This window comes from Scytonema sp. PRP1, assembly GCF_036697665.2.
Lineage (GTDB): Bacteria > Cyanobacteriota > Cyanobacteriia > Cyanobacteriales > Nostocaceae > Kalymmatonema > Kalymmatonema gypsitolerans.
Map to the genome: position 1 here is coordinate 81,180 of NZ_JBAHYJ020000016.1, position 26,683 is coordinate 107,862.

A 26,683-nucleotide genomic window follows, 5' to 3' on the forward strand; every position below is an offset into this window, starting at 1 on the left:
ATCTAAAGCGTAGAGCACCAGACAAAATCATTTTTACCCAAGAGGTTTTTGACAGATATTAAGACAAAAGCACTCTGTTACGACTTATGAAACTCTCGTAGGTGTTAGATATGTAAAATTCATCTGTTTCGACTTGTGCGTTATCCAAGGAAAAACAGCTAAAACTCACTCATCAAAACTGCCATCTATGTCACTGCCCAAACGGCGTAATATTGCCACCGTTTGTGGCAGCACGCCCACTAAAAGGGCAAATGCTTCATCCGGCAATTGAGTCACCATTTCTGGTGGAAAGTATTGTTCAAATTGGTCTAGGATCTTCTGGACTCGCTGTGCTGGTACTGGGTTTTCTGTAATTTGTTTGATTAACCGAATCCACTGTCGCCTAATTAAGTACGCTTTCTGGCGTTCCTCATGAGACTCAGGATTTAATAACGACAGGTTGCCTATGGGCAATGCTCCTTGACAATCACGGTCGTAATCGCCGCCTACAGCCGCCCCAGGACCAGCAAATTCAGCATGGTAACGTTTGAACAGTATTAAACCATTCCGCCTACGACTGTTAACCATGAAAACTTTTCCACTGAGCAGCATGGTTAGAAGATCCGAGCCATAGGATTGCTCAGTTCCATCTGGCATGACAATATAGTCAAGGAAACTGGTGTCAGGACAATAAGTAGATACCATGGCAGTCTGATAGCGTTGATGCTTTTCGCTATCCATCTTTTCTCAAAATTTGAATGAGTTTGGTAATTGGCTGCACTTTAGATAGAAAACGAATTTGTTGCGCGATCAGCGTTTTGTGTTTTTCTTACTATTAGGAATTGGCTTGTGAATTGGAGTAAGAATAAATAGACCTTGTTTCGTAATTGAGTAATCATATTTTATGAGATTTAACTGCATTTGTCTTCAACTCAAGGAGGATTTTGTTAAAGTTTTTATAAAGATAAATATCTAAAATACGAAGTTTTTGTAAGGATTTGAAAAATAAATCAGCGTTATTTGCCTGATGTCATAACTGTATAGTCTTTTTTAAATAGAACATTTTTGCTATTTGTTTTCTTATTTAAATACTAGATTAATTATCTAATATTTCCCGTCTCAATACATAAAACTTTCAATAAATAAAAATAAATATTTTTGTTTTAATATTTTAATAAATATCTTTATAGAAAAAGCATTACTTATTTTTTAACGGTAGAAATATTGTATAATAATAAAAAACTCTATAAATACTTGTTGTAAATATTTTTTAATAGCTATACACCCATATAAGCATTATAAAAAAAATTATTATATTATTTCAAGTATATTTACTTAATTTAGCTAAATTTTTCATAAAAATATTCTTTATGGCAGCCTCTATGTGTATGTATGGTGCCTAAAGAGACCATTGTATTCTAGTTACCGTCAAATATCTTAATTTTGGATATGTGAAGATGCTATAGCCTTACCTTATATACTCAAGCTATCAGTTAAGCTAGCACCAAAAAATATTAGAAGCCTACACCAAACGGCATAAGACTCACAAAAAAAGAGAATTCAAATAGCTGAGTCAAGATTTAGGTGCTTGTGCAAAAGAATCTGGCGTGAGCGTCTTAAAAAGAATGCATCCAAATGAGATTCGACTTTATGCACCTGATATCCCAGCTTGGAATAGAGCAGCCCAGCGTGATGGTTATCTTCCAAAACATGCAGGTATAAATCTTGGAATCCCCAGGAAAGGGCTACTTTTTCACAACCTGTGAGTAACCCAGAAGCAGCGCCTTGTCTGCGGTATTTTGGGTGTACAGCTAAATTAGACAAGTAAGGAAAACTTTTACCGCTTTGTATCCAAGAATCACTAAAACGCACACCCAATTCTACAGTTCCAACTAAGTTACTTGCGGCATCAGCAGCCCTGTCAACGGCAACTAAACAGACGTGATGAGGCGCAGGAGATGCCAAACGATGCCTTAAATCTTCGTATATACCCAAACGCAATAATGGAAAAAGCCACCCGAATAAACCATTTTGCGAGTGAAAGCTTTCGGCAATAATTTGGGCCATACTAGTCAAATCAGCAGCGGTCGCCGCACGAATTTGGAATTGGCTGGAAGCTGGGAGGGCGGCGGCTGAGACTGGTTCTTGATGAGATGAGTGAAAAAACGAGGGTTTCAAGGCTACTTTAGTTTTGATTTTATGCTACAGAAATATTCTCAAATTTCCTAAAACACCATCAAACCTGTATGAAAACTTTAAATTCGCTCATAGATACTGGATATTGTTCTTCTATACCTAAGCTTCAGAGCATATCCAACAATCAGCAAAATAGCAACATAGCTCGCACTGTTTTTTGTAGTATAATATGTTGCAACAAGAATTGCCTACAAAATTTTTTGACAAACACATCAGGGCAAAATCTGGTTTCTAAGCAAAACATTGCTGTGTGCCTAGTAGGATAAAAGCAATGATTGAAAAAGTTTCGTTCTTGACTTATGCAAGGGAACTGGTGGACTTTTTGAGAATTCAGGACTGAGTCCTTATGAACCCTATACTATGGGCAATGATTCAGCATAGCGGGCTGATCGTCGTGATTGCTAAATTGCTAGTGGGTATTTGTTCAATAGTATACTTTGCTGTTTACTTTGCTCTTTAATTTTATTGTTGTATTGCAAACTTTACCATGATTGCTCTAAATAAAACTTATGTGCAAATGTTAATGTTACTGCTACGGTGGGAAAACTGCATATGTGGCAACAAGTTGATTTTTCAGCCATCCTTGAGTGCTGGATACCTTGTTTGACAGTTCTCGTTCGCTAAGGAGAAGTTTAGCAACTAATACCAATTTGATGTGAAGCTGCACTAAATAAATAACCTCCATTCTTGGCGCTCTTGGCGTCTTGGCGGTAGCCTGCGGCACGCCGCTGCCCGTCTACGTTTTTTAATATTCTATGCATCTTCATAAAGAATTGGTATAAGCAATTATTGTATAGCAGTCCTATTTGATTTATAAAATTTATTACATTATTACCGCCAAGCCTGCCCTCGATCAAAGCGTAGGGACGCCTAGAACGCCAAGAAAAGAGAGAACACAGAACAGAGAATTTTACGTAGCCGAAGGCAAAGTCCATACCTCCTCCTAACCTGAGCGCTAAGGGCGCACGCTGCGCGTTTGCGTTGCAAGAGCGTATCCGTAAAGACTCAGGGCTTATCATTTAGGATTGCTATATAAGGTGAAAGCTTAGCATCAATGTAATTGGGGTGCACCAAAGTAAATGGGAATCTACATAAGCTATTGAGGCAATTGGGTATCAGTAAAAGCTTTGATTGTGAGCAGTCATATCATGTCCGGCTAATTAATTATGATTTCCACATTAACTGCACCCCACTCCGCGCCGCCCCTAAGCGCAAGCGAGGAGGGGAGGTGATAGCGTTTGCGCAGCGTCCCTCTTAGGGACTAGCGTGGCCGTACCCACTGGCGTATTTTTACGGGGGACTCACGATCGCCTCTGGCGATAGGGGGAAAGGGGTTCCCTTTGGGGTTGGAAAAGGGGGTTCTTACGGAAATGACAAGTATTCATCCGGACTTGATATTATGTGGGCAAACAGTCGGATTGCTAGCAATGTGCTCTCAACAGACTCAGAAACATCTCTACTCAATCAGATTATTACCTATCCGTCTGCCGTTACAGCAGGAAAACGGTGCATGAAATTCCAAGCAAACAGTCAGCCTAAAATTTTGGTTGTCGATGACGAACTTGACAACCTTGAATTGCTCTATCGCACTTTTTCTGACGACTATAAGGTGCTTAAAGCAAGTTCTGGTTCAGTGGCATTGGATCTGCTAGCACAAGAGAAAGATGTGTCAGTCATTATCTGCGATCAGCGGATGCCAATGATGAGCGGTACGGAATTTTTGAGTTTAACAGCTACTCAATATCCTGATATCATCCGGATTATTTTAACAGGATATACCGATGTTGAAGACCTGGTGGAAGCAATAAACTCTGGCAAGGTCTTTAAATATGTTACCAAACCGTGGGAAACAGAGGAACTCAAAGCGGTGGTACGCCAAGCAATGGATACTCACAATGTTCTCAAAGCCCGCACTCGTGAACTATACCGCACACTCCGTCAGGAATCATTACTTAATATTATCACAAATACGATTCGCAGCGCTTTAGACTATCGGCAAATCCTACAAACAATTGTACAAACTGTCGGTCATATGCTGGAAGTAGATGTCTGCCTCCTGCGCCCCTTCCAAGATGAGCAACTGGTCGATGAAGGATTTATTTACCAGAATGAGGAAGAGGGGGGATATAAGGGAGAAATTATTTCCTCATCCTCCTCATCCTCTCCTCCCCTCAACCTGTTGCTAGCTCAAACAGTCTGGGAAACCCGCAAAGTTCACGTTATTAACGATGTGGCAAGCGATAAGTGTATCCAAGGTGATCATCCCCAGTTGCAAAGTCGCGCCGCAGCTTTTGCAGCTGCTAATATTTGCTCTAGCTTGGTGGTACCACTGATTTGCCGACAAGAACTGATGGCTGTGCTGGCGCTGCATCAATGCAAAGCGCCTCGGCTTTGGGGAGAAGATGAGGTGCAGTTGGTGATGATGGTGGCAGATCAGGCTGCTTTAGCTTTGTCCCAAGCTCGTGCTTATGAGCAAGTACACGCTCTTGCTCAACGGGAAGCCCTGATTAATACGATTACTAGTGCGATTCGCTCTAGCCTGAATCCTCAAGATATTTTTGCGGCTATTACGCAACAATTGGGACAAGCTTTAGAAGTAGATGGCTGTGTTCTGTCTTTGTGGACAGAGGAAGATGAGTTTGTCCAGTGTGTCGGCTTGTATGACAATTCTCAAAATTTAAAGCGGGAAAATTTGGGTAGTGTTGACACCATTAATACTCAACAATTGCCTCAATCTCAAGCTCCTATTCAGGAAAATCCAATTCTCCAAGAAATGTTGCAGACACAGCAGCCAGTGCTTATTGCTGACATGAACCTGTGTCCTCCAGAAATGAAAGGATTTGATTTGCCTTTGAAGGTGCCTACGCGATCGCTCATGGTTGTTCCTTTACTTGCTGACGGCAAAAGTATCGGTAGTATTACGCTGCGTGAAGGTCATAAACCACGTCAGTGGATGTCATCGGAAATTGAGTTAGCAAAAGCAGTCGCAGCTCAAGCGGCGATCGCCGTGCAGCAGTCTCGACTTTACCAAAAAACCCGTGAACAAGCTGAGCGCTTACTGGAATTAGATAGACAAAAAACCGAATTTTTTCAAAATATCTCCCATGAGTTCCGTACTCCCATAACCTTGATTCAAGGACCATTAGAAGCGGCTGTAGCCTCAAAGCAGGGGTTGTCCTACGCTCAAAGTGCGATCGCCTTGCGTAACTCCCGCCGTCTACTGCGACTCGTCAATCAATTACTCGATCTGCAACGCTTAGACGCTGGTAGGATGCAGCCTGGTTTCCGTCCCTGCAATTTAGTTGAATTTGTCAGTCAAATTGTAGAATCGTTTCGCCCTTACTGTGAGAAAAAAAGACTGTACCTGCTCACTCAAATGGGAGAATGTCCCACTGTGTACTTGGATATGGAAAAATTCGACAAGGTGGTTTACAACCTCCTGTCAAATGCTATGAAATTTACGCCGTCAGGGGAAGCATCCGGGTTAACGTACAACCAGTAGACGACAAGTGCATATTGCAAGTACAAGACACCGGAATTGGTATAGTTAAAGAAAAAATTCCCCACTTATTTGAGCGTTTTCGCCAAGCTGAAGGCTCAGAAAACCGTTCTTATGAAGGAAGTGGTTTGGGTTTGGCTTTAGTCAAAGAATTGGTGGAACTTCACGGCGGTAAAGTCACGGTAGAATCAGTCTACGGCAAAGGCACTACTTTTACCGTATGGCTTCTCCCTGGAAGTACTCACTTGAGCGCAGAACAAGTACTAGAAGTACCATGCCAGCCCAACACCAACCGCGCTAGTGTGGAATTAGCTGATTTGGAATTGGTACTCACAGGTGACGACAACGAAAGTCATACAACAGACTTTGATACCCAAGATTCAAAAGTCAAGAATGGGCATTTAATCTTAGTTGTAGACGACAACCCAGATTTACGAGCTTATGTTTCCGGAATTTTACGTGCCAACAACTATCAAGTGCAAACTGCTTGTAATGGTTTAGAAGGTTTGCACTTAGCAAAGGAAATCGTACCTAGTTTAATAGTGAGCGACTTGATGATGCCTGTGATATCAGGGTTAGAGATGATTCGAGTGATTCGCAACGAAGAAAATTTGAAAGGAATACCAATCATCTTACTAACGGCAAAAGCAGATGAGGAAACTCGTATCGAAGGAACAGAACATGGTGCAGATGCTTATTTGTCTAAGCCATTTAATAACCGGGAACTTCTGGCAGAGGTGCGGAATCTCTTAGCATTGAAGGAAAATGAACGCCGAGTTGTCGAGTTAAACACTTACCTCACAGAGTCTGTACTCAAACGCTTTTTGCCTCCTGCTTTGGTGCAAAAAGCAGCTGCAGGAGAGCTAGTTCTTGATTTGCAACCGGAACCACGGTTGATTACAGTTTTGTTTAGTGACATTGTGGGTTTTACCCAATTGGCAAATACCCTGAGATCGCGGCGAGTCGCAGAGTTACTCAATGAATATTTAGAAGAAATGACGCGAGTCGTGTTTGATAACGGCGGCACTGTGGATAAATTTATGGGAGATGCTATTTTAGCTTTGTTTGGAGCGCCAGAAGAACTAACACCCAACGAACAGGTGCGACGCGCCATCAACACAGCAAGAGCAATGCTGCGATCGCTTGAACATTTAAACCAACGCTGGAAACAGCAGGGTATTTTTGGTGCAGGTTCTGCTGTACAATTTCGCTGTGGTATCCACCAGGGTACGGCAGTTGTGGGAATGTTTGGTAGCGCTGAACGATCTGACTATACAGCAATTGGTCCGAGCGTAAATATTGCCGCAAGGTTGCAACAAGCTGCTGTTCCCGGTACGATTCTGGTTTCTGCGGCTGTGGCAGATTATTTGGAGGATGAAGAAATGACGAAATGCAGCCCGCTACAACTTAAAGGAGTAGACGAAACTGTTCTTACCTTCGCTGTTAAACCAGAACTCGTAGCTAATCGATAATCGCTCATGATTACTGAGACTGCTTAGTGATTATTCGGAGAAATCACAACAAGCGATAAGGCAGTGCTACACTAACTCAGGAATCAGGACTCTTGAACTACCGTTCCTAACCCGTAGGGTATAGAAACGGATTCTAGGAGATAACCCTAGAACGCAAGTGTTCAACACCTCAGAAGTTCAGTAGCGTTTAACACTTCCGGGTACTTCACTAGCTCGGATTATCTGTAGCCTCTGGAATCTTAGGGGGTTGGGTCAAGCCAAGACACGCGTTACTGAATGAGGGAAGTGACTTAAACTTTATCTTTCGAGGATTATATCCATGCAGAAAGAAAACCTAAGAGTTCCAGTAATCTCACCATCAGGTGAACCACTAATGCCAACAACCGCATCTCGTGCGAGGCGTTGGATAAAGCAAGGGAAAGCGAAGCCGTTTTGGAATGATTTAGGTATTTGGTGCGTTCAATTACTGTTTAAGCCATCTGGCACAAAAACCCAAAGCATTGTTGTTGGCACTGACCCTGGAAAGCGTTACTCAGGCATCGCCGTCCAGTCAGCTAAATATACGCTGTTTATGTCGCATATTGTCGTGATGGGCTTTATCCCAAAACAAGGCACAGCTATTGCTGGCATAAAAGAGAAAATGCTCTACCGTTCTATGCTTCGGCGCGGACGTAGGGGAAGACGAATTAATCGTAGCAAAGCTTTCAAACTAAGGAACCATCGCCAAAAGCGTTTTTCTAACCGCAAGAAAACCAAGCTAGCCCCATCCATTCGCTCAAATCGTCAGCTAGAAATACGAGTTATTTCTGAGCTTGCTCGTATTTACCCAATTTCAGAAATTAGGGTAGAAAAAGTTAGAGCCGATGTAGATAAAACATCCGGACGCAAAGGCGCTAAATCGGGTAAGGGTTTCTCGCCAGTAATGGTAGGTCAAGGATGGATGATTGAACAGCTATCTAGCATCGCAACCGTTGTCACAATTGAAGGTTGGCACAAAGATGGGAACGGAACATCTCAAGTTCGTGAATATCTTCAGCTAATGAAGAACAAATCAGACAAGGCGTTGCAAGCTCCAGAAACTCACGCTGTTGATGCTGTAGCTATTGCTGCTACTCGTTTTGTCCAATACAAACCGTTTTACACCGCTAATACTCGTGGGTGTATTTGGGTGGGGGAAGTAGCTATTACGGATGCGGTGTTTAAGGTTATTTCCAAACCCCGAATTACACGACGGCGTTTACACGATGCCGTACCAGGCAAGGGCGGAATCAGGGAGCGTTACGGCGGCTCTACTACGCCATTTAAGGCTAGAAAAGGGGATTTGATTGAGTACTCAACGAAATCCAAAGGAGAGATAAAGAAAGTGATTGGATACTGCTCAGGATATACAGGTAAGAATCTTTCTTTGAGCGATGCAAATTGGTCAAGACTAGGAAGATTTGCTGATTCAAAATGTCGAATTCTTGCCCGAAATACTGGTTTGGTAATTTTGGGGACATCGAGTCCCACTCAATTACCCTCCTATCCCCCTACGACCAAAGCTAGCGCTTATGGTCACAGTACCTCGGAGATTTAGATGGCTTAATATGGCACAATCGGTTGCTGATAAAACTCCTATTCCAGATAAAGCATCGAGGCGACACACCGATCCACCTGGTTTGTGGATTTCTGTAGCCGCAATTTCTGTTACCCTGCACTTGCTGCTATTCTGGTTGCTACGCTCGAATTCCTATAGCCTGTCGCAACGAAGTTCTTCAAATCCTATCCCAGTAGACTTTGTGGAGATTTCGTCAGGAGGAAAAGCGCCATCAAAAGCAAAGCCAGTGTCATCAAAAAGATCCTCCACAACAGGAAAGTCATCTGTAGCGAGATCATCAAAGCCAGCCCCTCAAGAGAATTTAACTCCCAAGACTTCTACTGTAGAAGATAGCAACGCGATTGCGCTGCGCACAACACCCGAAGGAGCGATCGCTTTCGATAACACCAAAAAAGCGACGACTTCTCAACCTAAAGCAGAGGATACAACAACCCAACAATCTTCACAACAACGGGTTGTCGAGCAAGAAACACAATCTAAGCCTCAACAAGATCCAACATCTGAACCAGCACCCTCACCCCAGCCTCCTGAGCAAAATCAACTACAGCCAACTCCACAGCCGACTCCAGAATTCACTCCCCAAACACAACAACCAGAACCAACTCCACAGCCGACTTCAGAAGTCACTCCCCAAACACAACAACCAGAACCAACTCCACAGCCGACTCCAGAAGTCACTCCCCAAGCACAACAACCAGAACCAACTCCACAGCCTAACACTGCTGACAGTACAAGTACAGACACTCAAAATGAAGCAAATCAACAATTAGACGAGCAAAACCAGGCTTTAAATCCGCAGAATAACCCCACAGATTTAACTGCTACTGATTCCTCACCCCAAAGACAGGAAGCGCAACAGACACCTAGTAGTCTTCCCAAACCAGATGGTGAAGTCGCTGTTGGAAAGGAAACGCCATTAGAAGATATCGCTCCACCAGTACAACCAGAACAGTCGCCACCTTTGAATGAGGAAAATGGCACAGGAATAGGAGTAGCGACTTGGGATATAGAAGCTGATAAATTAAAGAGGGATATACCAGAAAACCTAGCTCAACCTGAAGACAACAGCAGGCAAAAAGAATTAAATATCGTTTTATCTGACGCAGGAGGCGATGTTCAGCCTGTATATTTTTTAGTATGGCTAACAATTGATGAAAAAGGCAACTTAATCTTCATTAAAGTAGATGAACAGATACCGCTAGCGCAAAGAAGTCAATACCAGAAATATGCGGATGAAATTTTCCAAGGTCAAAAATTTGTCCCCGCAACCGATAAAGACCCTGCAACTGGCAAGCAAAACCCACGACTGAGCAATCTACCTGTACGTGTAAGAATTAATCGTCGCTAGCTTGATTTTTCGCTAGAATTATGTTACGTTATTAGGGTTGGAAATTTGCGGGCGTAGTTTAGTGGTAAAACTATAGCCTTCCAAGCTATTAATGCGGGTTCGATTCCCGCCGCCCGCTTTATTTGAAGAAAAGATAGTATATAAAAAGAGTTCCCAGGTGAAGCCTAGAAACCAGAAGAGCTTTATGTTGCATTGTTAAATTATTGCGACTTATTGCGACAAAAGGAATAGGAATATAAAATCTTCAACCAAATTTACCGCTGACGTATTCCTTAGTAGCTTCCTGTTTGGGATTCTGGAAAATTGCTTCTGTGCGGTCAAACTCCACAAGATAACCGGTACGACCTCCTTTTTCTGACGTTTGCACGTTAAAAAAGGCAGTCAAATCAGACACCCGCGAAGCTTGTTGCATATTGTGAGTCACGATAATAATTGTGTATTGCTCTTTGAGTTGGTGAATCAGTTCTTCAACCCGGAGGGTGGAGATAGGGTCAAGAGCAGAACAAGGTTCATCCATTAAAATAACTTCAGGCTGAACTGCGATCGCCCGAGCAATACACAAGCGCTGTTGTTGTCCACCAGAGAGGGACAAGCCACTTTGCCGCAGTTTATCTTTGACTTCATCCCATAAAGCCGCTTGTCTGAGCGATCGCTCTACCAGTTCATCCATATCACCTTTGTAGCTGTTCAGCCTAGGACCAAAGGTGATATTGTCATAAATTGACTTTGGAAAAGGGTTCGGTTTTTGAAACACCATTCCAATCCGACGACGCACTTCCACGGGGTCAATGTGAGATGCGTACAAATCTTCACCCTGGTAAAAAACTTTTCCTTCTGCTCGAAAACTTTCAATGAGATCGTTGAGGCGGTTGTAGCAGCGCAGCAAGGTACTCTTACCACATCCAGAAGGACCAATAAAGGCTACTACTTTATTTCTAGGGACATTCAGCCAAATATCGCGTACTGCCAAGAAATTTCCGTAATATACGTTCAGTCCCTCTGTACGAAAAACGGTATCCGTTTGATTCCCGGTTCTAGTGTCGGTAGTCATAAATAGTAAGGTTGTTGTCTTGAATTTAGTTAAATGTTCGAGCTTGCTTTTCTTATTTAAGTGTGCGACTCGTTGCCCAACGGGCAATGATATTTGTCAGCAGAACTAACAACACCAAAATCAAAGCCGCCGCCCAAGCAAGTGACTGCAAATTTGCATACGGCGAAGTGCCATAGTTATAAACAAAAACAGCAAGAGAAGGTGTGGGTGCGAATAAGCTACTGGGCCAGTACTGAGACGCTAAAGCCGTAAACAGTAAAGGTGCGGTTTCTCCAGACGCACGAGCGATCGCCAAAGTGACCCCAGTGACAATTGCTGGTACAGCTGCTGGTAACACCACTTGGGAGACTGTTTGAAACTTAGTTGCTCCTAACCCCGTAGCGGCTTGGCGCAAATCTTGTGAGACTAATTGCAAGGATTCGTCAGTGGTTCGCACTATAATGGGCAACATCAAAATTGCCAGAGCGACTCCTCCAGCCACAGCTGAGAATGTACCAGTGGTCACGACCACAACTGCATAAGCAAATACTCCAGCAATAATCGAGGGAACTCCGCTCAAAATATTGGTAGCAAACCGAACCCAGCGAGATATTTTCCCAGAGCTAAACTCTGTCAAATAAATTGCTGCCAAAACTCCAAAGGGAATGCTAAATAGTGCAGCAAGTGCTACTACTATTATTGTTCCGACAATGGCATGACCAAAACCTCCTCCCGGTACGAACGGCGGCGGTGGTAATTGGGTAAATATGTTCAAATTAAAACTGCTGAAGCCTCGCAAGAGGACGTAAATCAGCACTGCCAGCAACGGCAAAAGAGACAATATCCCGCATACAAATGCTAAAACCGTCATCACCGTGTTAAACAACGTCCGGGAAGACGAGCGAGAGTAAGCCAGACTGTTGCGTCCGGATCCACCAGAGGATTGCTCTGAAAAACTAGAAGTCATATTTTAACACACCCAAATGCTACAGTCGCTTGACTCGTAGTACTATCAACTCTGCCAAAATGTTGACAATAAAAGTTAAAACAAACAGAATTAACGCTGCGTACATTAAAGCTGCAATTTGCAGTCCGCCGGCTTCTGAAAATTGACTAGCCAACAAAGAAGAAATCGTATTGCCTGGTGCAAACAGCGAGGCGTTAACGTTATTGGAGTTTCCAATTAATATCGTTACAGCCATTGTTTCTCCCATCGCCCGCCCGAGTCCCAGCATCACAGCACTCACAATGCCAGAAAAGGCAGCTGGGATGAGAACCTTCAAAATTGTCTCCCAACGGGTGGCTCCCAGTCCCAGAGCTGCTTGACGCAAAGTAGGGGGTAGGGAAATCAGCGCATCGCGAGAGATGGCTGTGATGATGGGCAAAGTCATAATGGCTAAGATGACTCCAGCCGCCAACATATTTGGTCCTGCGGGAACGGTGCTAAAAATTGGCAAAAAGCCCAAGGAAGAATTGAGAAATTTTCCCACGCTTGTTAACGGGGGAACTAAAACAAAAAATCCCCATATTCCATACACAATGCTAGGAATGGCTGCTAGCAGTTCTACCAAGAAAACCAGCACTAACCGCACTTTTGATGGTAGGAAATTTTCGCTTAGCAACACAGCTGTGCCAACGCCAATTGGTACAGCTATCAACAAACCAATAAAAGCACTCACTAAAGTGCCGTAAATTTGCGGTAGCGCCCCGTATTCACTTGTTACAGGGTTCCAAGTGCTGTTAACTAAAAAGCTAGCACCATACTTTTGGATAGCAGGCCATGCCTGAATGGTAACCTGAACGGCTATCCATACTAGGATGGCAGCAATCGCCAATGCAAAAATTCGAGTCAGCCAAATAAAGCCACGATCCAGTGACTTTTCTGCTTGAGAAGGTGGTTTAACTATTGGAATCTGGGCTTGTGTAGTCATGACGAGACCCATTAATGACAGAAGAAGTGGGAGCGAACCACACCAAGAAATTCAAAATTCAAAATTCATCTGTGTACGGCATTCAAAAAGCTAAGCGTGCTATTTGCTAGCGCTGGCACCAGTAGCACTGCCACCCCCACTAATTTTATAATCTGGGCTGATTGTATCGGCAGCCGTTGTCACTTTTTGAACCACGCTTGCAGGGAGAGGAACGTAGCCTAGTTGTGGAGCAATTTTTTGACCTTCTGTCAAGCCGTACTCAATCATGGCTTCTACTGCTTTGGCTTTTGTCGCATCAGCATATTTCTTGTTAGCCAGAATCCAAGTGTAGGTGACAATCGGATAGGAATCGTTACCTTCTGGGTCTGCAATGAAGGCACGGAGATTTTCTGGTAAGGTTACTGCTTCGAGGGTTTTAGCTGCTGATTCATCGCTAGGTGCAACAAATTGCTTAGATTTATTTTCCAAAGTAGCAAAATTGAGTTTACTATTTTTGGCGTAAGCGTACTCGACGTAACCAAGTGAGCCTTGAGTTTGTTGTATTTGGGCGGTAACACCATCATTGCCCTTAGCAGCAACTCCCGCAGGCCAGTTGACAGTTTTACCACTGCCTACTTTAGACTTCCATTCTGGATTAATTGCACTTAGGTGTTGCGTAAATACACCCGTGGTGCCACTACCTTCAGAACGATGCACAGTTGTAATTGGCGTGTTGGGAAGCTTGGCACCAGGGTTAGCAGCAGCAATTTTCGGGTCGTTCCAAGACTTAATTGTGCCTAAGAAGATACCACTATAAACATCCCGTGGAAGCTTTAGTCCCTCTACACCAGGCAGGTTGTAAGCCAGCACAATGCTACCCGCAGTCATAGGTAGCAAAAGTACACCATTTTGGACCTTTTGGATTTCTTCATCCGTCATAGCAACGTCGCTGGCACCAAAGTCTACAAGACCTTTGGTAAATTGCTCAATACCAGCACCGCTACCAACTGGTTGATAGTTGACTTGGAGATTGGGATATTTCTGGTTTAAAGCCTGGAACCAAGTTTGGTACAGCGGTGCAGGGAAGGTGGCACCAGCCCCATTCAATCTTACATTTCCACCTAGGTCTAGTTTGCCTGGAGCAGTAGCCGTTGTATTAGTAGCACCACCAGGAGAGGATTCGCCAGTGGTAGCACCGTTTTGCGCTTGCTGTCCACCGCAAGCCGCCAAAGTAGTACTCAGTGCTACTACTGAAATTGTTTTTGTTAAACGAGAAAGATTAGTTACAGGGGAACGAAAAAGCATGGATGTGTCGTTTTGGTGATTTTCCTGCTAAGCGTATATACTATACAGCTGTAGAGTAAAGAACAGGTTAACACAAATGGAATTACGACTTTGGAATGACTACTGTATCTAACTTTAGGATTGCAAAATTTAATATTCTTTTCTAGGCAAAAGTTTGTAACTGCAATCAGTTCATTCGGAAAACAAATAATACATTAGTACATATGTTTTAATAAAACATATTATACAACCATGGTAATGTATCAAGTTCATCCTATTTAGGGATGAAAAAGTACAACAATTCTATAACTAGGTGTGTTCAAATTAGCATTTTTAACTTGTTTAAATTTATAAAATAGCAATCCGGCTGAAATTTCAACAGAATATGACAGAAAAAAAGTACGTACCAGACAACAACACAAGTTCCTTCACTATTTAGGAAGGCTTTATACAATTTGAGGGTCAAGTTTGCCAAGTGCATATTATATAAATAAATGGGTCGGTAAGAAAAAACGTCATTGGAAAGGGTTGTCCTGAGTCATTTGTCCTTAGGAGGCATTGCGGTGGGTTTTCCCCAAGTCCTGTGGCGTTGATTGCTAAGAGTTTCGACCATATTTATATTTTGTAATAGAGTTCTGTTTATTCCTGCCTAGCTACTTATTTTCCAATTAGAGATTAAGAAATAAAATAATACTATTATTTACACTTTTGTACGAGAGTCCTTTGCATGAGTGCCTTGTAAATGCTAGCCGCATCCAATCAATTACTATGGTCTATGATTGGCTTACTGCTAACGATGGGTGGTACATTCCTAGAAGCCTATGTCACCACCTTACCTTGGAATTGGAGCCAGCATGGAATTCATACTTTGTCTGTGGGTGTCACCTATCAAATTGGTGGGGTGCTACTCGTTGGTTGTTTAGGGGGCAAGAATGCTGGTGCGCTCTCGCAAATTGCATATTTAGTGATGGGATTAACTTTGTTACCTGTGTTTGCTGACGGTGGCGGCATTGGTTATGTGAAGCTGTCCCAGTTTGGTTATTTGCTTGGTTTTATCCCTGGAGCTTGGATTTGTGGGTTTTTTGCCTTTCAAGCGAGACCTCGGCTAGAAACTCTCGCCTTTAGTTGTTTTTGTGGCTTGTTAACTGTCCACTTGTGCGGTATTACTTATTTGATTATCAGCTATGTTTTTCAATGGAAAGGAACAGAAACTCTGTCTCTGATGCAAGAAGCAATGCTCACATACTCCTGGTTGGCACTGCCTGGACAACTATCGGTAGTTTGCGCTGTCGTTGTAATAGCATATGTGCTGCGCCACCTAATGTTTTACTAGCGATGAGTTTTTAGTGGTGTGTCCTTTGTGGTGTGCGCAAATGACAAATGACCCTTCGGGTATCTCCTCTAGAGCGCCTTCGCACTTACGCCAATCGCCACCTTTGTTGGAAACCTTAAGCGAAATTTCCGCTTGTTGGGAAACCCCTTCGGATATCTCCTTTGGAGAGGCTGCGCCAACGCCAGTTACCTGCTCTGGGAAACCCTCCTGCAGCGAGCAGTTCTGAGGAGGGTTTCCCTCCGTAAGAAACTGCGGTACTGGTCTGACTGCCTGCAGAACTTCTGGCGTTACAGCGCTGGCTCACAAATGACAAATGACAAATTCGCCATGCGTTTAAAAAATCTCCTGTTCTGGATTGCTGCCTTGTTAGGTTTTTTCTTAGACCAACTCACAAAATACTGGGTGGTGCAAACTTTTAGCTTGGGACAAACACAAGCACTACTACCGGGGGTATTTCACTTCACCTACGTTACCAACACTGGTGCAGCTTTTAGTCTGTTAGCAGGGAAAGTAGAGTGGTTGCGCTGGCTATCTTTGGGAGTGAGTTTAGCATTAATAGCACTGGCATCGTTTGGTCCGGTGTTACATATTTGGGAGCAACTAGGCTATGGCTTTATTTTAGGTGGAGCGATCGGTAATGGCATCGACCGATTTGTTCTGGGCTACGTCGTTGATTTTCTTGATTTTCGAGTGATTAACTTTCCAGTCTTTAATTTAGCAGATGTCTTCATTAATATCGGTATTGTTTGCCTGCTCATTGCTACCTTTCAAAAGACTCCCACTTCAAATCGCAGGTGACGATAAAAAGTAAAAGGTAGAAGTACGATGACCTGACGAAAAAAAGCCTGGCTACTCCGGTTACTTTTCACGCAATTTGTGGAAAACCTCGCTTCCATTCCTCTCTCTTTCTAGGAGAGAGGAACCTTGATTTTCCCCCTTCCCTAGTAGCAGGGCTGTTTCATTCCCTACTTTATTAGGCAATACGGTTGCTGTTAAGGATTTTTGGTGAAATTTGGTGATGTGTAGTGATGCATGCTACGTCTCTACATCGCCGTCATGGTCAGGCTTTTGGTTTTATCTGAACCCTATTGCTTTATTACGGACTTGCAATTAAAAAAAATCTCCAATTTGTAGTGACGCAAATAATGGTGGGTTACGCCGCACTTTAGTTATCATGTAAAACCTTAATTGTCGTACGCTTAACCCACCCTACATAATGGAAAATTTATTTTTTGGTACTCCCTTAGTACATAATTGCATAAGTTTATAGCGAAAATTAGAACGAATACTCTACGTACCTTTGTCTTGAAAAGTTTCCTAGGTTGGGAAACCCTCCTGCAGAACTTTTCGCTGCGTTTACCGAGAGCGCTTGTGTGCCTTTAAAAACGTTACGAATTAATGAAATGCTGTACTTAGCCTAGCCTGTCCCAAGGACTTATAAGGAAGGGTGGCTGAAAACTTACGGTGAACGTAGGCTAAAAAATGAAAAGTCCGCACAGGCGGACTTTTTTATCTATCCTCAGACTTTTAGCCTAAGGGTATCAATTTTCTGACGCAAACTAGTGTCAAATTACGCCCAATCTAGTGTTGAGACGACTACCTCGATCCACCTGAGTTAGGCGTCGTGCCAGAGCCTGAACCACCTTGAGAGGGAGATAAAGTTGGATCGGTAGTGCTGCTGCCAGGAGCAGTAGGATCAGTACTGCTGCCAGGGTTAGCAGGGTTGCCACCAGGAGGCGGGGCAATTTCAGTAGAACCGCTGCCAGGGATGCCTGTGGTGCCAGGATCAGCGGGCGCTGTACCTGGTACAGCTGTGCCGCCTGGGTTGCTGTCAGGAGCACCTGTTGTACCGCCTGATGGAGTCGTTTGAGTATCGCCTGCACCACCAGGTAGGGTCTGTTGTTGACTTCCACTACCGGGGACGCTAGGGTTGCCACCAGGAGGCGGGGTAACGTCAATGCTGCCGTCAGGGTTGCCTGTGGTGCCAGTATCAGCTGGTCCTTTGCCTGGTATAGCTGTGCTGCCAGGAACGGTGCCATCAGCAGGTTGCTTTTGTGTTTCAGAACTGCTACCGGAAGAGCTTGGTGTAGATGCTGCTTCACCTTGACAACGGGAGTTAAGCGGGAAATCCGTGCAAAACTTTTTTTTGTCTACCCTTGGTGAAAGTTTGACTTCTCCGGGTGAGCGAGTGGATTCACCACCTGGTTGACCACCTGATTGAGCAGTCTCGAATTTGCTTGACTCGGCAAGAGCAACGTTGCTGGTTAAAGCCAGAGTCAAGGCTGTACCGATAAGGGTTAGATATTTTCCGTTCATATTACTTAACCTCCACACCTCAACGGAATACTTCCGCTTATTAAACCAAAACATTAGCTTCTAGAAAATCATCCTAAATGAAGATCTGTATTTTTGCTTTAAAATGTGCTTATGTGTTAAAACGGGAAATTTTATCTGTTTTATTTATCGAGTGCTAGTTAATAGAAATACAAAATGAAAAGTAGCAAGTTTACATTTCTTAAATAGATGAAACAAAGACTAGACAAAGGCTACAAGGAAAGAAGACAAAATCCTAGCAATATATAAAGATGTGACAAAATTAACAACATAAGTCAAATTATATATATATCTTAGTGTCAAATTGAATCGGGAACAATTCGGTGCAGCCAACGTCCTCATAGGCTTATGAGTACAATGGTCGAATACAAGCAGCGAGATTATAGTGCCTCCGATTCCTTACCAATAAACGTGGTGTGAATAGCCGATGAGTTCCCCCAACCGCCTCAAAAGCCACAAACTTTGCTTGGTCAGATAACTCAAGCAGTACAAACAATTCAAGCTAGAGTCGATTTTTCCAAACTGGCGCTCAAACCAAATGCCAAAGTACCAGAACTTTGGGTGCAGGATGCGGGGGCGGATAAGGCGGAGGTGTATCCGTTGTTGGGCGATCGCTACATAATCGGTCGCAGTTCCAAATCCTGCGATATTGTTGTCCGCAACCCAGTTGTTAGCCAAATTCATTTGTCTTTAGCGCGGGATTCTAGTCAAAGACAACCGATTTTTGTCATTAAAGATGAAAACTCTACAAATGGCATTTATCGGGGTAAGCGTCGGATCACTTCTTTGGAATTGCGTCATGGCGATATTCTCACCCTCGGACCTCCAGAACTCGCCGCCTCAGTCAGACTGCAATATGTCGATCCACCGCCTTGGTATGTAACAGCAGGAACTTGGGCTGGTTACGGTGTCGGTGGACTCACAACTCTGATGGCGCTCGTCATTGGCGTGGAATGGCTCAAATTTGATGTCAAACCCCTACCCGGACCAACGCAAGCACCCGTGGTAATTTATGCTCGTGATGCCACCACGAAGTTACGCGAACCTCGGACGACTGCTCATATAGATATGAAGCGGTTGCAGGAGTTTGGTCCTTACTTGCCAACGGCAGTCGTTGCCTCAGAAGATAGTCGTTATTACTGGCACTTTGGAGTTGACCCCTTGGGGATTTTGCGAGCCGTGTTCATTAACACGCAAAGTGGTGACGTCCAACAAGGGGCGAGTACAGTCACCCAGCAAGTTGCGAGGAGTTTGTTCCGCGATTATGTAGGCAGGCAAGACTCGCTTGGTCGCAAATTCCGAGAAGCGATGGTTGCCCTGAAATTAGAAACGTTTTACAGCAAAGATGACATCTTGCTGACTTATTTAAATCGGGTTTTCTTAGGAGCTGATACTTCAGGGTTTGAAGATGCTGCTCGCTATTACTTTGACAAGTCAGCAAAAGAATTGACACTGTCTGAAGCTGCAACATTAGTGGCAATTTTACCTGCTCCCAACGGCTTCGATTATTGTACACGAGGAGATAGCCAAAATAACCTCAGAACGATTGAATACCGCAATCGCGTACTGAAGCGGATGCTGGAAATGGGCAAAATCAAACAAGATGAGTATAACCGCTCTAGGCGATCGCCCATCGAAATTAGCCCCAAAGTCTGCGAACGGCAAGCAAAAACAATTGCTCCTTATTTTTATAGTTATGTCTTCCAAGAACTAGAAAAGATTCTGGGAAAGGAACTGGCAACAGAAGGGAACTTTATCATTGAAACCCAACTCGATCCAGCCATTCAAGCACAAGCAGAAGTAGCATTGCGTAATCATGTCCGCACTGGTAAGTCATCTTTTAATTTTTCCCAAGGAGCGATGCTTACCCTAGATTCGAGCAATGGAGCAATCCTGGCAATGGTAGGAGGCACCGATTATAGAACAAGCCAGTTCAATCGTGCTGTTCAGGCAAAAAGACAACCAGGTTCCACCTTCAAAATTTTTGCTTACGCAGCTGCTCTCGAGCAAGGAATTTCACCGGAAAAGTCTTATTCCTGTGCCCCTTATCGTTGGCAAGGCTTTACCTACAAACCTTGTCGTACTGGCGCTGGTAGTTTAGACATTGCCAGGGGGCTTGCCTTATCTGAAAACCCGATTGCTTTGAGGGTTGCTCATGAAGTCGGGCTGGATAAAGTTGTGGGAATGGCGCGACAGTTAGGGGTGAGGTCAAAGCTAGATCCAGTTCCTGGCTTGGTGCTGGGTCAAAGTGTGGTGAATGTTATGGAGATGACCGGTGCATTTGGCGCTATTGGCAATGGCGGTGTATGGAATCGCCCTCATGCAATTAGCCGGATTTTAGATAGCAGTGAGTGCCGTGACCAGAATGACCCTAAAACTTGCCGCGTGATTTACTCTTATGACCAAGACGCAGAGGCTAATAAACGAGTCCTGCCAACGAACATAGCTGATACAATGACTCGATTACTGCGCGGCGTAGTTACAAGCGGTACTGGTCGCAGTGCTGCCATAGGACTAGGGGAAGCAGGAAAAACCGGTACAACAGATAAAAACGTTGACTTATGGTTTATTGGCTTTGTTCCCAGTAAAAGACTGGTCACTGGTATTTGGCTGGGAAACGACAACAATTCCCCCACATCTGGAAGTAGCGCTCAAGCTGCTCAATTATGGGGAAATTATATGGGTAAAATTACGCGGTAAGTGAAGGGGATTGGGGATTAGGGACTGGGGATTAGGTAAGACGCGAAAAATTATGTCCGGGGAAACATTGCCCCTTTCAAAGAAAGGAAATTTTTCCCCAACAACCGTCGCCAGTCCCCAAACACTTACAAAGCGCCGATTCATGAGGCAGTACTGCAGGAGGGTCTGCCGACCTAGGGTTCTGGCGTTGCATCACCAATTCATTACTATTGTGGTGTGGGCATTCTGGGCGCGACTTGGTAAAAAGTAAAAAGAAAAAAGTAAGGAATTCTTTTAGCTTTTTACTTTTCCCTTTTGCCTTTTTAACGATATCCCCGCCAAGGTATAACCTCTAGCGTGCCGTTCGGCTTGAATACCACTTGGTAGTGTGCCAGAGGTTCTTTGTTATTTGCAGGGGCTAGATATGAACCGTAGACATCTTGGAACATCTTAGGAAGAGGTGTTCCCCGAAAATAGTCAACGGCACCTTGGTTAAGTGGTTCATAGTCAGCGATGACGCCATCTTTGTTGACCGCCACTCGATATTTCAAATCTCGCGCAAAAGAAGGAGAAGTAGTCCAATTTTGGCGGATGGTATTATATAGTTTCTGGTTTAAATCCTTAACTGCGTTAGGGTCTGTGATTTTTGTCCCGACAACATCTGGTGTTTTAGGGTATCCTCGCCAAGGGCTAACCTGTAGCACCCCTGTGTTCGTAAAGACGACTTTAAATTGGGCGATAGGCGCTTGCGGCGCTGTGTTTTGGGCGATCGCTTCATTAGTTCCCGAAGCAGGATTTGCCGGGTTCTGAAGTAGACTTGGTAAGGGAGTTTTCTCCACTGCATCATTCGTCCCTTTATCTACCGCTTTATATCCAACAATCGCACCATCCGGAGCCACACCCAAGCGAAAGACCAAATCCTGATTCAATCCTGAGCGCTCAACCCACTTTGGATTAATTTGGTTATAAACTTCGCGGTTCAATGCACGCAGTTGAGATGCATCAGTAATTTCAGGAACTGTATTTAAAAGGGCTTCGAAATCCCTTACAACAGGCGCTGCTCCGGGTGTGGGAGTTGGTGCAACTGAGGCAGATGTCGTAGGGGTAAGAATGGAATTTGCCGTAGTTGGGGCAGTTGCTGTGGGCGTCAATGTGGCATTTGCGCCCATCTGTTCATTAGGAGTCGGTGTGGGGGTAAGTGCAGGCGTTGCCGGACTATTGACATTGGTGGTTGTATTTGCATCGTTCTGTGCCTGTGGTTGAGGCGGACGCACTTGCGGGACTGGAATCATGGTAAAAGCAACGGCGGCGGCGGCCAAACTCGTCACTCCCACACTCGCTGGCACCGCCTGCTTGACTAACGCCTGATTGACACCGCCATGACGTCTGGCAACTGGTTGTAATTGCAGTGTTAACTCTGGTAAAGTTTGGCTATCTGCAAAAAATTGGTCTATTGCTTCCACCAAATCGAACAGCTGCACTGTGTTCAAATCAAGTTGTATCGGCTGCTTTCCATTATTGGGGTTAGACCCGACTGAGTGTGATGCAGTATCTGAATGTATAATCACCCTGTGTCGGTTGCTGTCGATTTTCTGGAAGTGCACTAACTCGGACTCAAAGTTGTGCGCTTGAGGGTGTGGCACAGTACTCAAAAATTCTTGGGCATACGCACTCACTGCTCTTACCAAACTTTCAAAAAATTCTCGCCCTCCTACCACTGGTTTACTATTGCCAGATAAATAGCATTCTGCATTTACCAATATGGATAACTCTGGGCGCAGTTCCTGAAAATGTGCCGCCCTTGAGGCATCACTTAAACCCTCCAACAGTAGTGTGCAATTAGGTAAACTATACTTACGTTGAATATTCATTCCACTTCACCGTCAAAAAGACTAATCCAGAACCGCTGCATTCCAGCTGTGCCGGTACAGAATAGTAATTGTCCCAACAAACTTATAGCTAGCTCATCTAATTTTTCATCAGAATTTAATGCCAATACACCACCAGAACGCCGGAGATTCATTCGGCTCTTAAAATGAGTTCTAAACCGTTCTAGATAGTTAGATAGACGCAAATTCTGTTCCAAAGGAATCTGTTTTTCAACCATTTGTTGATATATCATTAGCAATTGGCGAATAACAACTGTTAACCGCCGCGCGATGTAGCAAGCAATGACCACTAAGGCTTTTGCTTCCATGATAGACAGCGGGCGGCGCAGGTGTGCTCGTCGTATGGGGTTAGTGCTACGCATTCGCCATAAATTTACTCGATCTTTAACAATTCCTTTAAGATCTAACTCTTCAGCAAATGACAACATCGCTTCAGAGCCACCAAGCTCTAATGCTTCAATTGCCAGTAAAATGAGGTCAATTTGCAACCGGGCTTTAGGGGGACATCCCTGTCCCTCAATCGCCGGTTCGGGTAAAGAGTCCAGAATCATCGGCAAAGACTGGGGGGTTGGACTGTTAAATTGCGTGACACTAGCAGAAACATTCATTATAAATACCTTATACGGCTGCAACAAACTAAGTAAAACTAATTTAAAATAGACAACCAGTCAAGAATGAGACTGACGGCATGATCGGCAAGTCTGGCTGATATATACATTACTTACTCTTCCAAGACGATTGTTTCCGTATTGCCTTGAATCAAAGTTTTTAAAGCATCATTTCTCTGAACCTCAGTCGTTAGTATCATTACATCGTTGGCTTGTAGATTTGCTCTCATTGTCAACGGATAACGTTTATTGAGGGCTAATACCAAGCGTATGACATTTTAGTGTACGATTTTTCCGGGAAGGTGCGCCTTGTTTAACCAGGAGCTTGCAATCGGGCGAATAGGGTTGTAGCTTGTACTGCACAGTACTAAAACTTTTTTCTATTTTATGGATTTGAAGTCTCTGATTCGTGACATTCCAGATTTTCCTAAACCGGGAATTTTATTCCGCGATATCACTACGCTGCTGCGCGATCCAGAGGGACTGCGCTACACGATTGACCTGTTTGCACAAAAAATAGAAGCTACTGGACTGAGACCAGAGTTTGTGGTGGGAATAGAGTCACGGGGCTTTATTGTTGGCGCACCGCTTGCTTGTCTATTAGGAGCTGGTTTTATTCCTGTCCGTAAACCTGGTAAGTTACCAGCAGCAGTTCACTCAATTGAGTACGCACTAGAGTACGGTACTGATCGTTTGGAAATTCACCAAGACGCTTTGCACCCAGGTAGCCGAGTTTTAATTGTAGACGACTTGATAGCTACAGGTGGAACTGCCGGTGCAACCGCAAAGCTAGTCCAAAAAATTGGCTGCAAACTTGAGGGTTTTGGGTTTATCATCGAGCTACGGGATTTACAAGGGCGGAAACATCTGCCAGATGTGCCCATCGTCGCGCTTTTAGAATACTAGTCAATAGTCATTAGTCATTTGGCTAAGGACGAATGACTAATGACAAAGGACACACAAATGACTACTACACGAATTTCCTTGGATGCAGGTCGTGATTGGCTTTTAAAGTTAGTTACAAGTGAGACTTTTATTTATGTGATGAAACGGCTGTTGCAGGCGCTGTTGACTTTGTTGTTGGCGTCGGCGTTGTCGTTTGTGATTATTCAACTTGCTCCAGGGGATTATGTAGATACGTTACGGCAAAACCCCAAGATTTCTCCAGAAAGAATTGAGGAACTCAGACGACAGTTTGGTCTGGATAAGTCTTGGCTTGAGCAATTTGGACTTTGGCTGTGGCGAATTCTCACTCAGGGGGACTTTGGCACCAGTTTTGTTTACCAACGATCGGTGTCGTCGCTGTTGTGGGAACGGGTACCCGCAACTTTGTTGTTGGCAGTGTCTTCTCTAATTGTAACGTGGGCGATCGCCATCCCCTTGGGCATAGTCGCGGCTGTGAAACAAAACCAGTGGGTTGACCGCGTTTTGCAGGTAATTAGTTACGCAGGACAAGGCTTTCCCAGTTTTATCACTGCCTTATTGCTGCTCATTTTGGCTCAAAACCTCTCGCCCCTCGTCCCAGTGGGTGATATGACCAGCATCAATCATGCCGAACTCAACTGGTTTGGTAAAATCCTCGATATTGGCTGGCACATGATTCTACCGACTATTGCTTTGAGTGTCACGAGCTTTGCTGGCTTACAGCGCATCACTCGGGGAGAATTATTGGATGTGCTGCGCCAAGATTATATCCAAACAGCTCGTGCTAAAGGGCTGCCCGAAAACCGTGTTATTTATGTTCATGCTCTGCGCAATGCAATCAACCCCTTGATGACTTTGTTAGGTTTCGAGTTAGCAGGTTTATTGGGTGGTGCGTTTATTGCAGAATTTTTCTTCAACTGGCCCGGTTTAGGGAGATTGACTTTACAAGCGGTGCAGGCTCAAGATTTGTATTTAGTGATGGCAAGTTTGGTCATCAGCGCCGTACTGCTCAGTGTTGGTAATTTGATAGCAGACTTGTTGCTTAAGGCGAGTGATCCTCGCATTCGCTTAGAAAATCTTAATTAACGAACTAGATGCAAGGGACGGCGCACTCCTGTTGACCGTCCTTTGTCATTTGTACCAAACCAATAACTAATGACTCATGATTAATAACTATGTTTTCCGAAGTTTATTATCTGGTGCGGTCAAAAGCTGATGGTCGTTATCTCGCGGCTCTTCCCAACCGGGAGGCTTTGGGTTATTTATTATTGTTTCGCGAAAACTTTGATGCCCTCAGCTACCTCAACACTCATGCTGCATCTGTAGCAAATCGCTTTTCTATAGAATCTGTTCCAGGTTCTCAAATAGGAGGTTTGCTCAAACGCTGGGGTTTTAGTGGGGTGGGTATTGTTTCTGACCCGTTATTACCAAAAATAGAATTTTTATCACACTCATGACTCACAGTTCGCTCCTCTATGATCTGAGCGGCGTTTGATCCAGTCGGTAACGCTACCTTCTTACTTGGCGGAGGCCTCGGCAACGACCTCCTTACCCGATAACTTGCAGTAGGAACTCATTCACTGCGTCGCACGTTTTGGTGCCATTGACTGAGCAACTTGAAGCGCTTGATCTAGAATTTTAGAGGCTTTGTCTTTATTTGAGGAGCCGAATAGAGAATTATAGTTATTGGTAAGCACAAAAAGGATTTTTTCAATAAATCCTTTCTTTTCTCGTTCTCTTGCCACATATTGTTCTGCGATCGCCGTCAGGGTTAGAAGCTGCTTCCTTTGGGTACGCGCAATCGCCCTCCGCAACAACCTCGTTTCTCAATCCTTGTTTGTAAGTGATATGTTTTCCATGAACTACCAGCCCTTACTTCGTTGAAGGACTGGTTTCTACATCCAGTCCGGTAAGGGTAGATTTTTGACGTTTCACACGACCTAGTTGCTTCATACTTCCCGCAGACTTTCGTTTACGAGTGCCTGAAGTAGAGCCAGAATCATCTACGTCTAAGAGGCTAGTTCCTAACCCCTGTAGATTGTTGAAATGCCAAAGCAACATTACTTCTGCGGATGCGATATCACGCTGTTGAGTATATCCGCAGTTATTGCAAACGTGAGTTCTTTGGGCTAAACTCTTCTTTTCTTGATGTCCACATTTAGGGCAAGTTTGAGATGGTTTCACTTTACGAGTAGGAACCTCAACAAACAAGCCGCCAATATCTGATAATTTAGCTTTTAGAGATTCTTTTATCATCCCCATTCCAACATCAAGAATCGATTTATTTAGACCAGATTTTTGCTTTTTACGCTTGCCTTTTTTAGCTTTGGCACTCATTTTTTGAACTTCTAGTTTTTCAGTTACTACCGTGCTGTTACTGCTAATTATCCGTGTCGTTTCCTGGTGGACAAAATTCTGTCTTTGGTTAGCAACTTTACGATTTAACTTACTAACCAGTTTTTGAAATTTTTTCCATCTTCTAGAAGCTTTTACTTTCTTTTTGAAATTTGGTGAACGTTTACGACGCTTCCTTTTACTCAAATGTTTGATTGTTTGTTCCGCTTGTCTCAAAAAGCGAGGTGCAGGAACTAAACCATTTTC

General features: G+C 44.0%; 23 protein-coding genes and 1 tRNA gene. 11 read left to right on the forward strand and 13 right to left on the reverse strand.

From position 1 onward, the window contains the following. Positions 1-165: 165 nt before the first annotated feature. From V5G28_RS02785 to V5G28_RS02795, 3 genes are all read right to left on the reverse strand, one after another. A complete protein-coding gene (locus V5G28_RS02785) occupies positions 166-720 on the reverse strand; it encodes a hypothetical protein (RefSeq protein ID WP_332996705.1) in 555 nt (184 codons plus the stop codon). Positions 721-1,539: 819 nt separating this feature from the next. Next, positions 1,540-2,175: a GNAT family N-acetyltransferase gene (locus V5G28_RS02790; RefSeq protein ID WP_332996742.1), complete on the reverse strand. Its 636-nt coding sequence runs from the start codon at positions 2,173-2,175 to the stop codon at positions 1,540-1,542. 532 nt (positions 2,176-2,707) lie between these two features. Further along, entirely contained in the window at positions 2,708-2,860 is a 153-nt protein-coding gene (locus V5G28_RS02795) for a hypothetical protein (protein ID WP_332996707.1), read from the reverse strand. A 714-nt stretch (positions 2,861-3,574) separates the two neighbouring features. Between V5G28_RS02795 and V5G28_RS36565 the strand changes: the two genes are divergently transcribed. The 5 genes from V5G28_RS36565 to V5G28_RS02815 all read left to right on the forward strand — a co-directional run bounded on the left by V5G28_RS36565 (position 3,575) and on the right by V5G28_RS02815 (position 10,209). Then, complete coding sequence (locus V5G28_RS36565; RefSeq protein ID WP_442994204.1) at positions 3,575-5,677, forward strand: GAF domain-containing protein; 2,103 nt, start codon at positions 3,575-3,577, stop codon at positions 5,675-5,677. After that, a complete protein-coding gene (locus tag V5G28_RS36570; protein WP_442994205.1) occupies positions 5,560-7,146 on the forward strand; it encodes a response regulator in 1,587 nt (528 codons plus the stop codon). Before V5G28_RS36565 ends, V5G28_RS36570 begins: the two co-directional genes overlap by 118 nt. A gap of 319 nt (positions 7,147-7,465) precedes the next feature. Continuing rightward, positions 7,466-8,722: an RRXRR domain-containing protein gene (locus V5G28_RS02805; protein ID WP_332996710.1), complete on the forward strand. Its 1,257-nt coding sequence runs from the start codon at positions 7,466-7,468 to the stop codon at positions 8,720-8,722. 10 nt (positions 8,723-8,732) lie between these two features. After that, entirely contained in the window at positions 8,733-10,091 is a 1,359-nt protein-coding gene (locus V5G28_RS02810) for a hypothetical protein (protein WP_332996711.1), read from the forward strand. A 47-nt stretch (positions 10,092-10,138) separates the two neighbouring features. Then, positions 10,139-10,209, forward strand: a tRNA-Gly gene (locus V5G28_RS02815). Positions 10,210-10,335: 126 nt separating this feature from the next. Here V5G28_RS02815 and pstB read toward each other — a convergent pair. The 4 genes from pstB to pstS form a co-directional block, all read right to left on the reverse strand. Further along, positions 10,336-11,142 carry a phosphate ABC transporter ATP-binding protein PstB gene (gene pstB, locus V5G28_RS02820; RefSeq protein WP_332996712.1) on the reverse strand — a complete coding sequence of 269 codons (807 nt, stop codon included), beginning with the start codon at positions 11,140-11,142 and terminating at the stop codon, positions 10,336-10,338. Between the two features lie 52 nt (positions 11,143-11,194). Then, positions 11,195-12,088: a phosphate ABC transporter permease PstA gene (gene pstA / locus V5G28_RS02825; protein WP_096570013.1), complete on the reverse strand. Its 894-nt coding sequence runs from the start codon at positions 12,086-12,088 to the stop codon at positions 11,195-11,197. A gap of 19 nt (positions 12,089-12,107) precedes the next feature. Then, a complete protein-coding gene (gene pstC / locus V5G28_RS02830; protein ID WP_332996715.1) occupies positions 12,108-13,052 on the reverse strand; it encodes a phosphate ABC transporter permease subunit PstC in 945 nt (314 codons plus the stop codon). 99 nt (positions 13,053-13,151) lie between these two features. Then, a complete protein-coding gene (gene pstS, locus V5G28_RS02835; protein ID WP_332996717.1) occupies positions 13,152-14,336 on the reverse strand; it encodes a phosphate ABC transporter substrate-binding protein PstS in 1,185 nt (394 codons plus the stop codon). A 721-nt stretch (positions 14,337-15,057) separates the two neighbouring features. Between pstS and V5G28_RS02840 the strand changes: the two genes are divergently transcribed. Further along, positions 15,058-15,648: a biotin transporter BioY gene (locus V5G28_RS02840; RefSeq protein ID WP_096570008.1), complete on the forward strand. Its 591-nt coding sequence runs from the start codon at positions 15,058-15,060 to the stop codon at positions 15,646-15,648. A gap of 115 nt (positions 15,649-15,763) precedes the next feature. On the opposite strand, the gene V5G28_RS02845 is transcribed toward V5G28_RS02840, so the two are convergent. Further along, on the reverse strand, positions 15,764-15,952 hold the full coding sequence (locus V5G28_RS02845) for a hypothetical protein (protein ID WP_336229538.1): 189 nt from the start codon (positions 15,950-15,952) through the stop codon (positions 15,764-15,766). Between the two features lie 23 nt (positions 15,953-15,975). Between V5G28_RS02845 and lspA the strand changes: the two genes are divergently transcribed. Continuing rightward, positions 15,976-16,446 (forward strand): signal peptidase II, encoded by a 471-nt coding sequence (gene lspA / locus V5G28_RS02850; protein ID WP_096571571.1) that lies wholly within the window; start codon positions 15,976-15,978, stop codon positions 16,444-16,446. A gap of 798 nt (positions 16,447-17,244) precedes the next feature. Here lspA and V5G28_RS02855 read toward each other — a convergent pair. Further along, a complete protein-coding gene (locus V5G28_RS02855; protein ID WP_332996721.1) occupies positions 17,245-17,964 on the reverse strand; it encodes a hypothetical protein in 720 nt (239 codons plus the stop codon). Positions 17,965-18,444: 480 nt separating this feature from the next. Between V5G28_RS02855 and V5G28_RS02860 the strand changes: the two genes are divergently transcribed. Beyond that, positions 18,445-20,682: a transglycosylase domain-containing protein gene (locus tag V5G28_RS02860; protein ID WP_442994206.1), complete on the forward strand. Its 2,238-nt coding sequence runs from the start codon at positions 18,445-18,447 to the stop codon at positions 20,680-20,682. Positions 20,683-20,984: 302 nt separating this feature from the next. Here V5G28_RS02860 and V5G28_RS02865 read toward each other — a convergent pair whose 3' ends face one another. Continuing rightward, complete coding sequence (locus V5G28_RS02865) at positions 20,985-22,532, reverse strand: DUF4335 domain-containing protein (RefSeq protein ID WP_332996723.1); 1,548 nt, start codon at positions 22,530-22,532, stop codon at positions 20,985-20,987. After that, positions 22,529-23,158: a DUF3038 domain-containing protein gene (locus V5G28_RS02870; RefSeq protein ID WP_332996726.1), complete on the reverse strand. Its 630-nt coding sequence runs from the start codon at positions 23,156-23,158 to the stop codon at positions 22,529-22,531. The genes V5G28_RS02865 and V5G28_RS02870 overlap by 4 nt, the downstream gene beginning before the upstream one ends. Before the next feature lie 387 nt (positions 23,159-23,545). On the opposite strand from V5G28_RS02870, the gene V5G28_RS02875 reads away from it, so the two are divergent. The 3 genes from V5G28_RS02875 (at position 23,546) to V5G28_RS02885 (ending at position 25,539) form a co-directional block, all read left to right on the forward strand. Beyond that, a complete protein-coding gene (locus V5G28_RS02875) occupies positions 23,546-24,064 on the forward strand; it encodes an adenine phosphoribosyltransferase (RefSeq protein WP_332996728.1) in 519 nt (172 codons plus the stop codon). A 57-nt stretch (positions 24,065-24,121) separates the two neighbouring features. Next, on the forward strand, positions 24,122-25,168 hold the full coding sequence (locus V5G28_RS02880) for an ABC transporter permease (RefSeq protein WP_096571567.1): 1,047 nt from the start codon (positions 24,122-24,124) through the stop codon (positions 25,166-25,168). An 89-nt stretch (positions 25,169-25,257) separates the two neighbouring features. Further along, positions 25,258-25,539, forward strand: coding sequence for a hypothetical protein (locus V5G28_RS02885; RefSeq protein ID WP_096569998.1), 282 nt, complete (start codon positions 25,258-25,260; stop codon positions 25,537-25,539). Positions 25,540-25,659: 120 nt separating this feature from the next. On the opposite strand, the gene V5G28_RS02890 is transcribed toward V5G28_RS02885, so the two are convergent. Together V5G28_RS02890 and V5G28_RS02895 are read right to left on the reverse strand one after the other, a co-directional pair. Continuing rightward, positions 25,660-25,896, reverse strand: coding sequence for a hypothetical protein (locus V5G28_RS02890; RefSeq protein ID WP_332996731.1), 237 nt, complete (start codon positions 25,894-25,896; stop codon positions 25,660-25,662). A 58-nt stretch (positions 25,897-25,954) separates the two neighbouring features. Next, positions 25,955-26,683, reverse strand: a 729-nt coding sequence (locus V5G28_RS02895) for an RNA-guided endonuclease InsQ/TnpB family protein (protein ID WP_332996733.1), incomplete at its 5' end; no start/stop codon positions are given.

Excerpts from the sequence above, each read along its gene's own strand:
- V5G28_RS02785 (WP_332996705.1), bottom strand. The coding sequence starts at position 720 with ATGGATAGCGAAAAGCATCAACGCTATCAGACTGCCATGGTATCTACT.
- V5G28_RS02795 (WP_332996707.1), bottom strand. The coding sequence starts at position 2,860 with ATGGAGGTTATTTATTTAGTGCAGCTTCACATCAAATTGGTATTAGTT.
- V5G28_RS36565 (WP_442994204.1), top strand. The coding sequence starts at position 3,575 with ATGTGGGCAAACAGTCGGATTGCTAGCAATGTGCTCTCAACAGACTCA.
- V5G28_RS36570 (WP_442994205.1), top strand. The coding sequence starts at position 5,560 with ATGTCCCACTGTGTACTTGGATATGGAAAAATTCGACAAGGTGGTTTA.
- V5G28_RS02805 (WP_332996710.1), top strand. The coding sequence starts at position 7,466 with ATGCAGAAAGAAAACCTAAGAGTTCCAGTAATCTCACCATCAGGTGAA.
- V5G28_RS02810 (WP_332996711.1), top strand. The coding sequence starts at position 8,733 with ATGGCACAATCGGTTGCTGATAAAACTCCTATTCCAGATAAAGCATCG.
- pstB (WP_332996712.1), bottom strand. The coding sequence starts at position 11,142 with ATGACTACCGACACTAGAACCGGGAATCAAACGGATACCGTTTTTCGT.
- pstA (WP_096570013.1), bottom strand. The coding sequence starts at position 12,088 with ATGACTTCTAGTTTTTCAGAGCAATCCTCTGGTGGATCCGGACGCAAC.
- pstC (WP_332996715.1), bottom strand. The coding sequence starts at position 13,052 with ATGACTACACAAGCCCAGATTCCAATAGTTAAACCACCTTCTCAAGCA.
- pstS (WP_332996717.1), bottom strand. The coding sequence starts at position 14,336 with ATGCTTTTTCGTTCCCCTGTAACTAATCTTTCTCGTTTAACAAAAACA.
- V5G28_RS02840 (WP_096570008.1), top strand. The coding sequence starts at position 15,058 with ATGCTAGCCGCATCCAATCAATTACTATGGTCTATGATTGGCTTACTG.
- lspA (WP_096571571.1), top strand. The coding sequence starts at position 15,976 with ATGCGTTTAAAAAATCTCCTGTTCTGGATTGCTGCCTTGTTAGGTTTT.
- V5G28_RS02855 (WP_332996721.1), bottom strand. The coding sequence starts at position 17,964 with ATGAACGGAAAATATCTAACCCTTATCGGTACAGCCTTGACTCTGGCT.
- V5G28_RS02865 (WP_332996723.1), bottom strand. The coding sequence starts at position 22,532 with ATGAATATTCAACGTAAGTATAGTTTACCTAATTGCACACTACTGTTG.
- V5G28_RS02870 (WP_332996726.1), bottom strand. The coding sequence starts at position 23,158 with ATGAATGTTTCTGCTAGTGTCACGCAATTTAACAGTCCAACCCCCCAG.
- V5G28_RS02875 (WP_332996728.1), top strand. The coding sequence starts at position 23,546 with ATGGATTTGAAGTCTCTGATTCGTGACATTCCAGATTTTCCTAAACCG.
- V5G28_RS02880 (WP_096571567.1), top strand. The coding sequence starts at position 24,122 with ATGACTACTACACGAATTTCCTTGGATGCAGGTCGTGATTGGCTTTTA.
- V5G28_RS02885 (WP_096569998.1), top strand. The coding sequence starts at position 25,258 with ATGTTTTCCGAAGTTTATTATCTGGTGCGGTCAAAAGCTGATGGTCGT.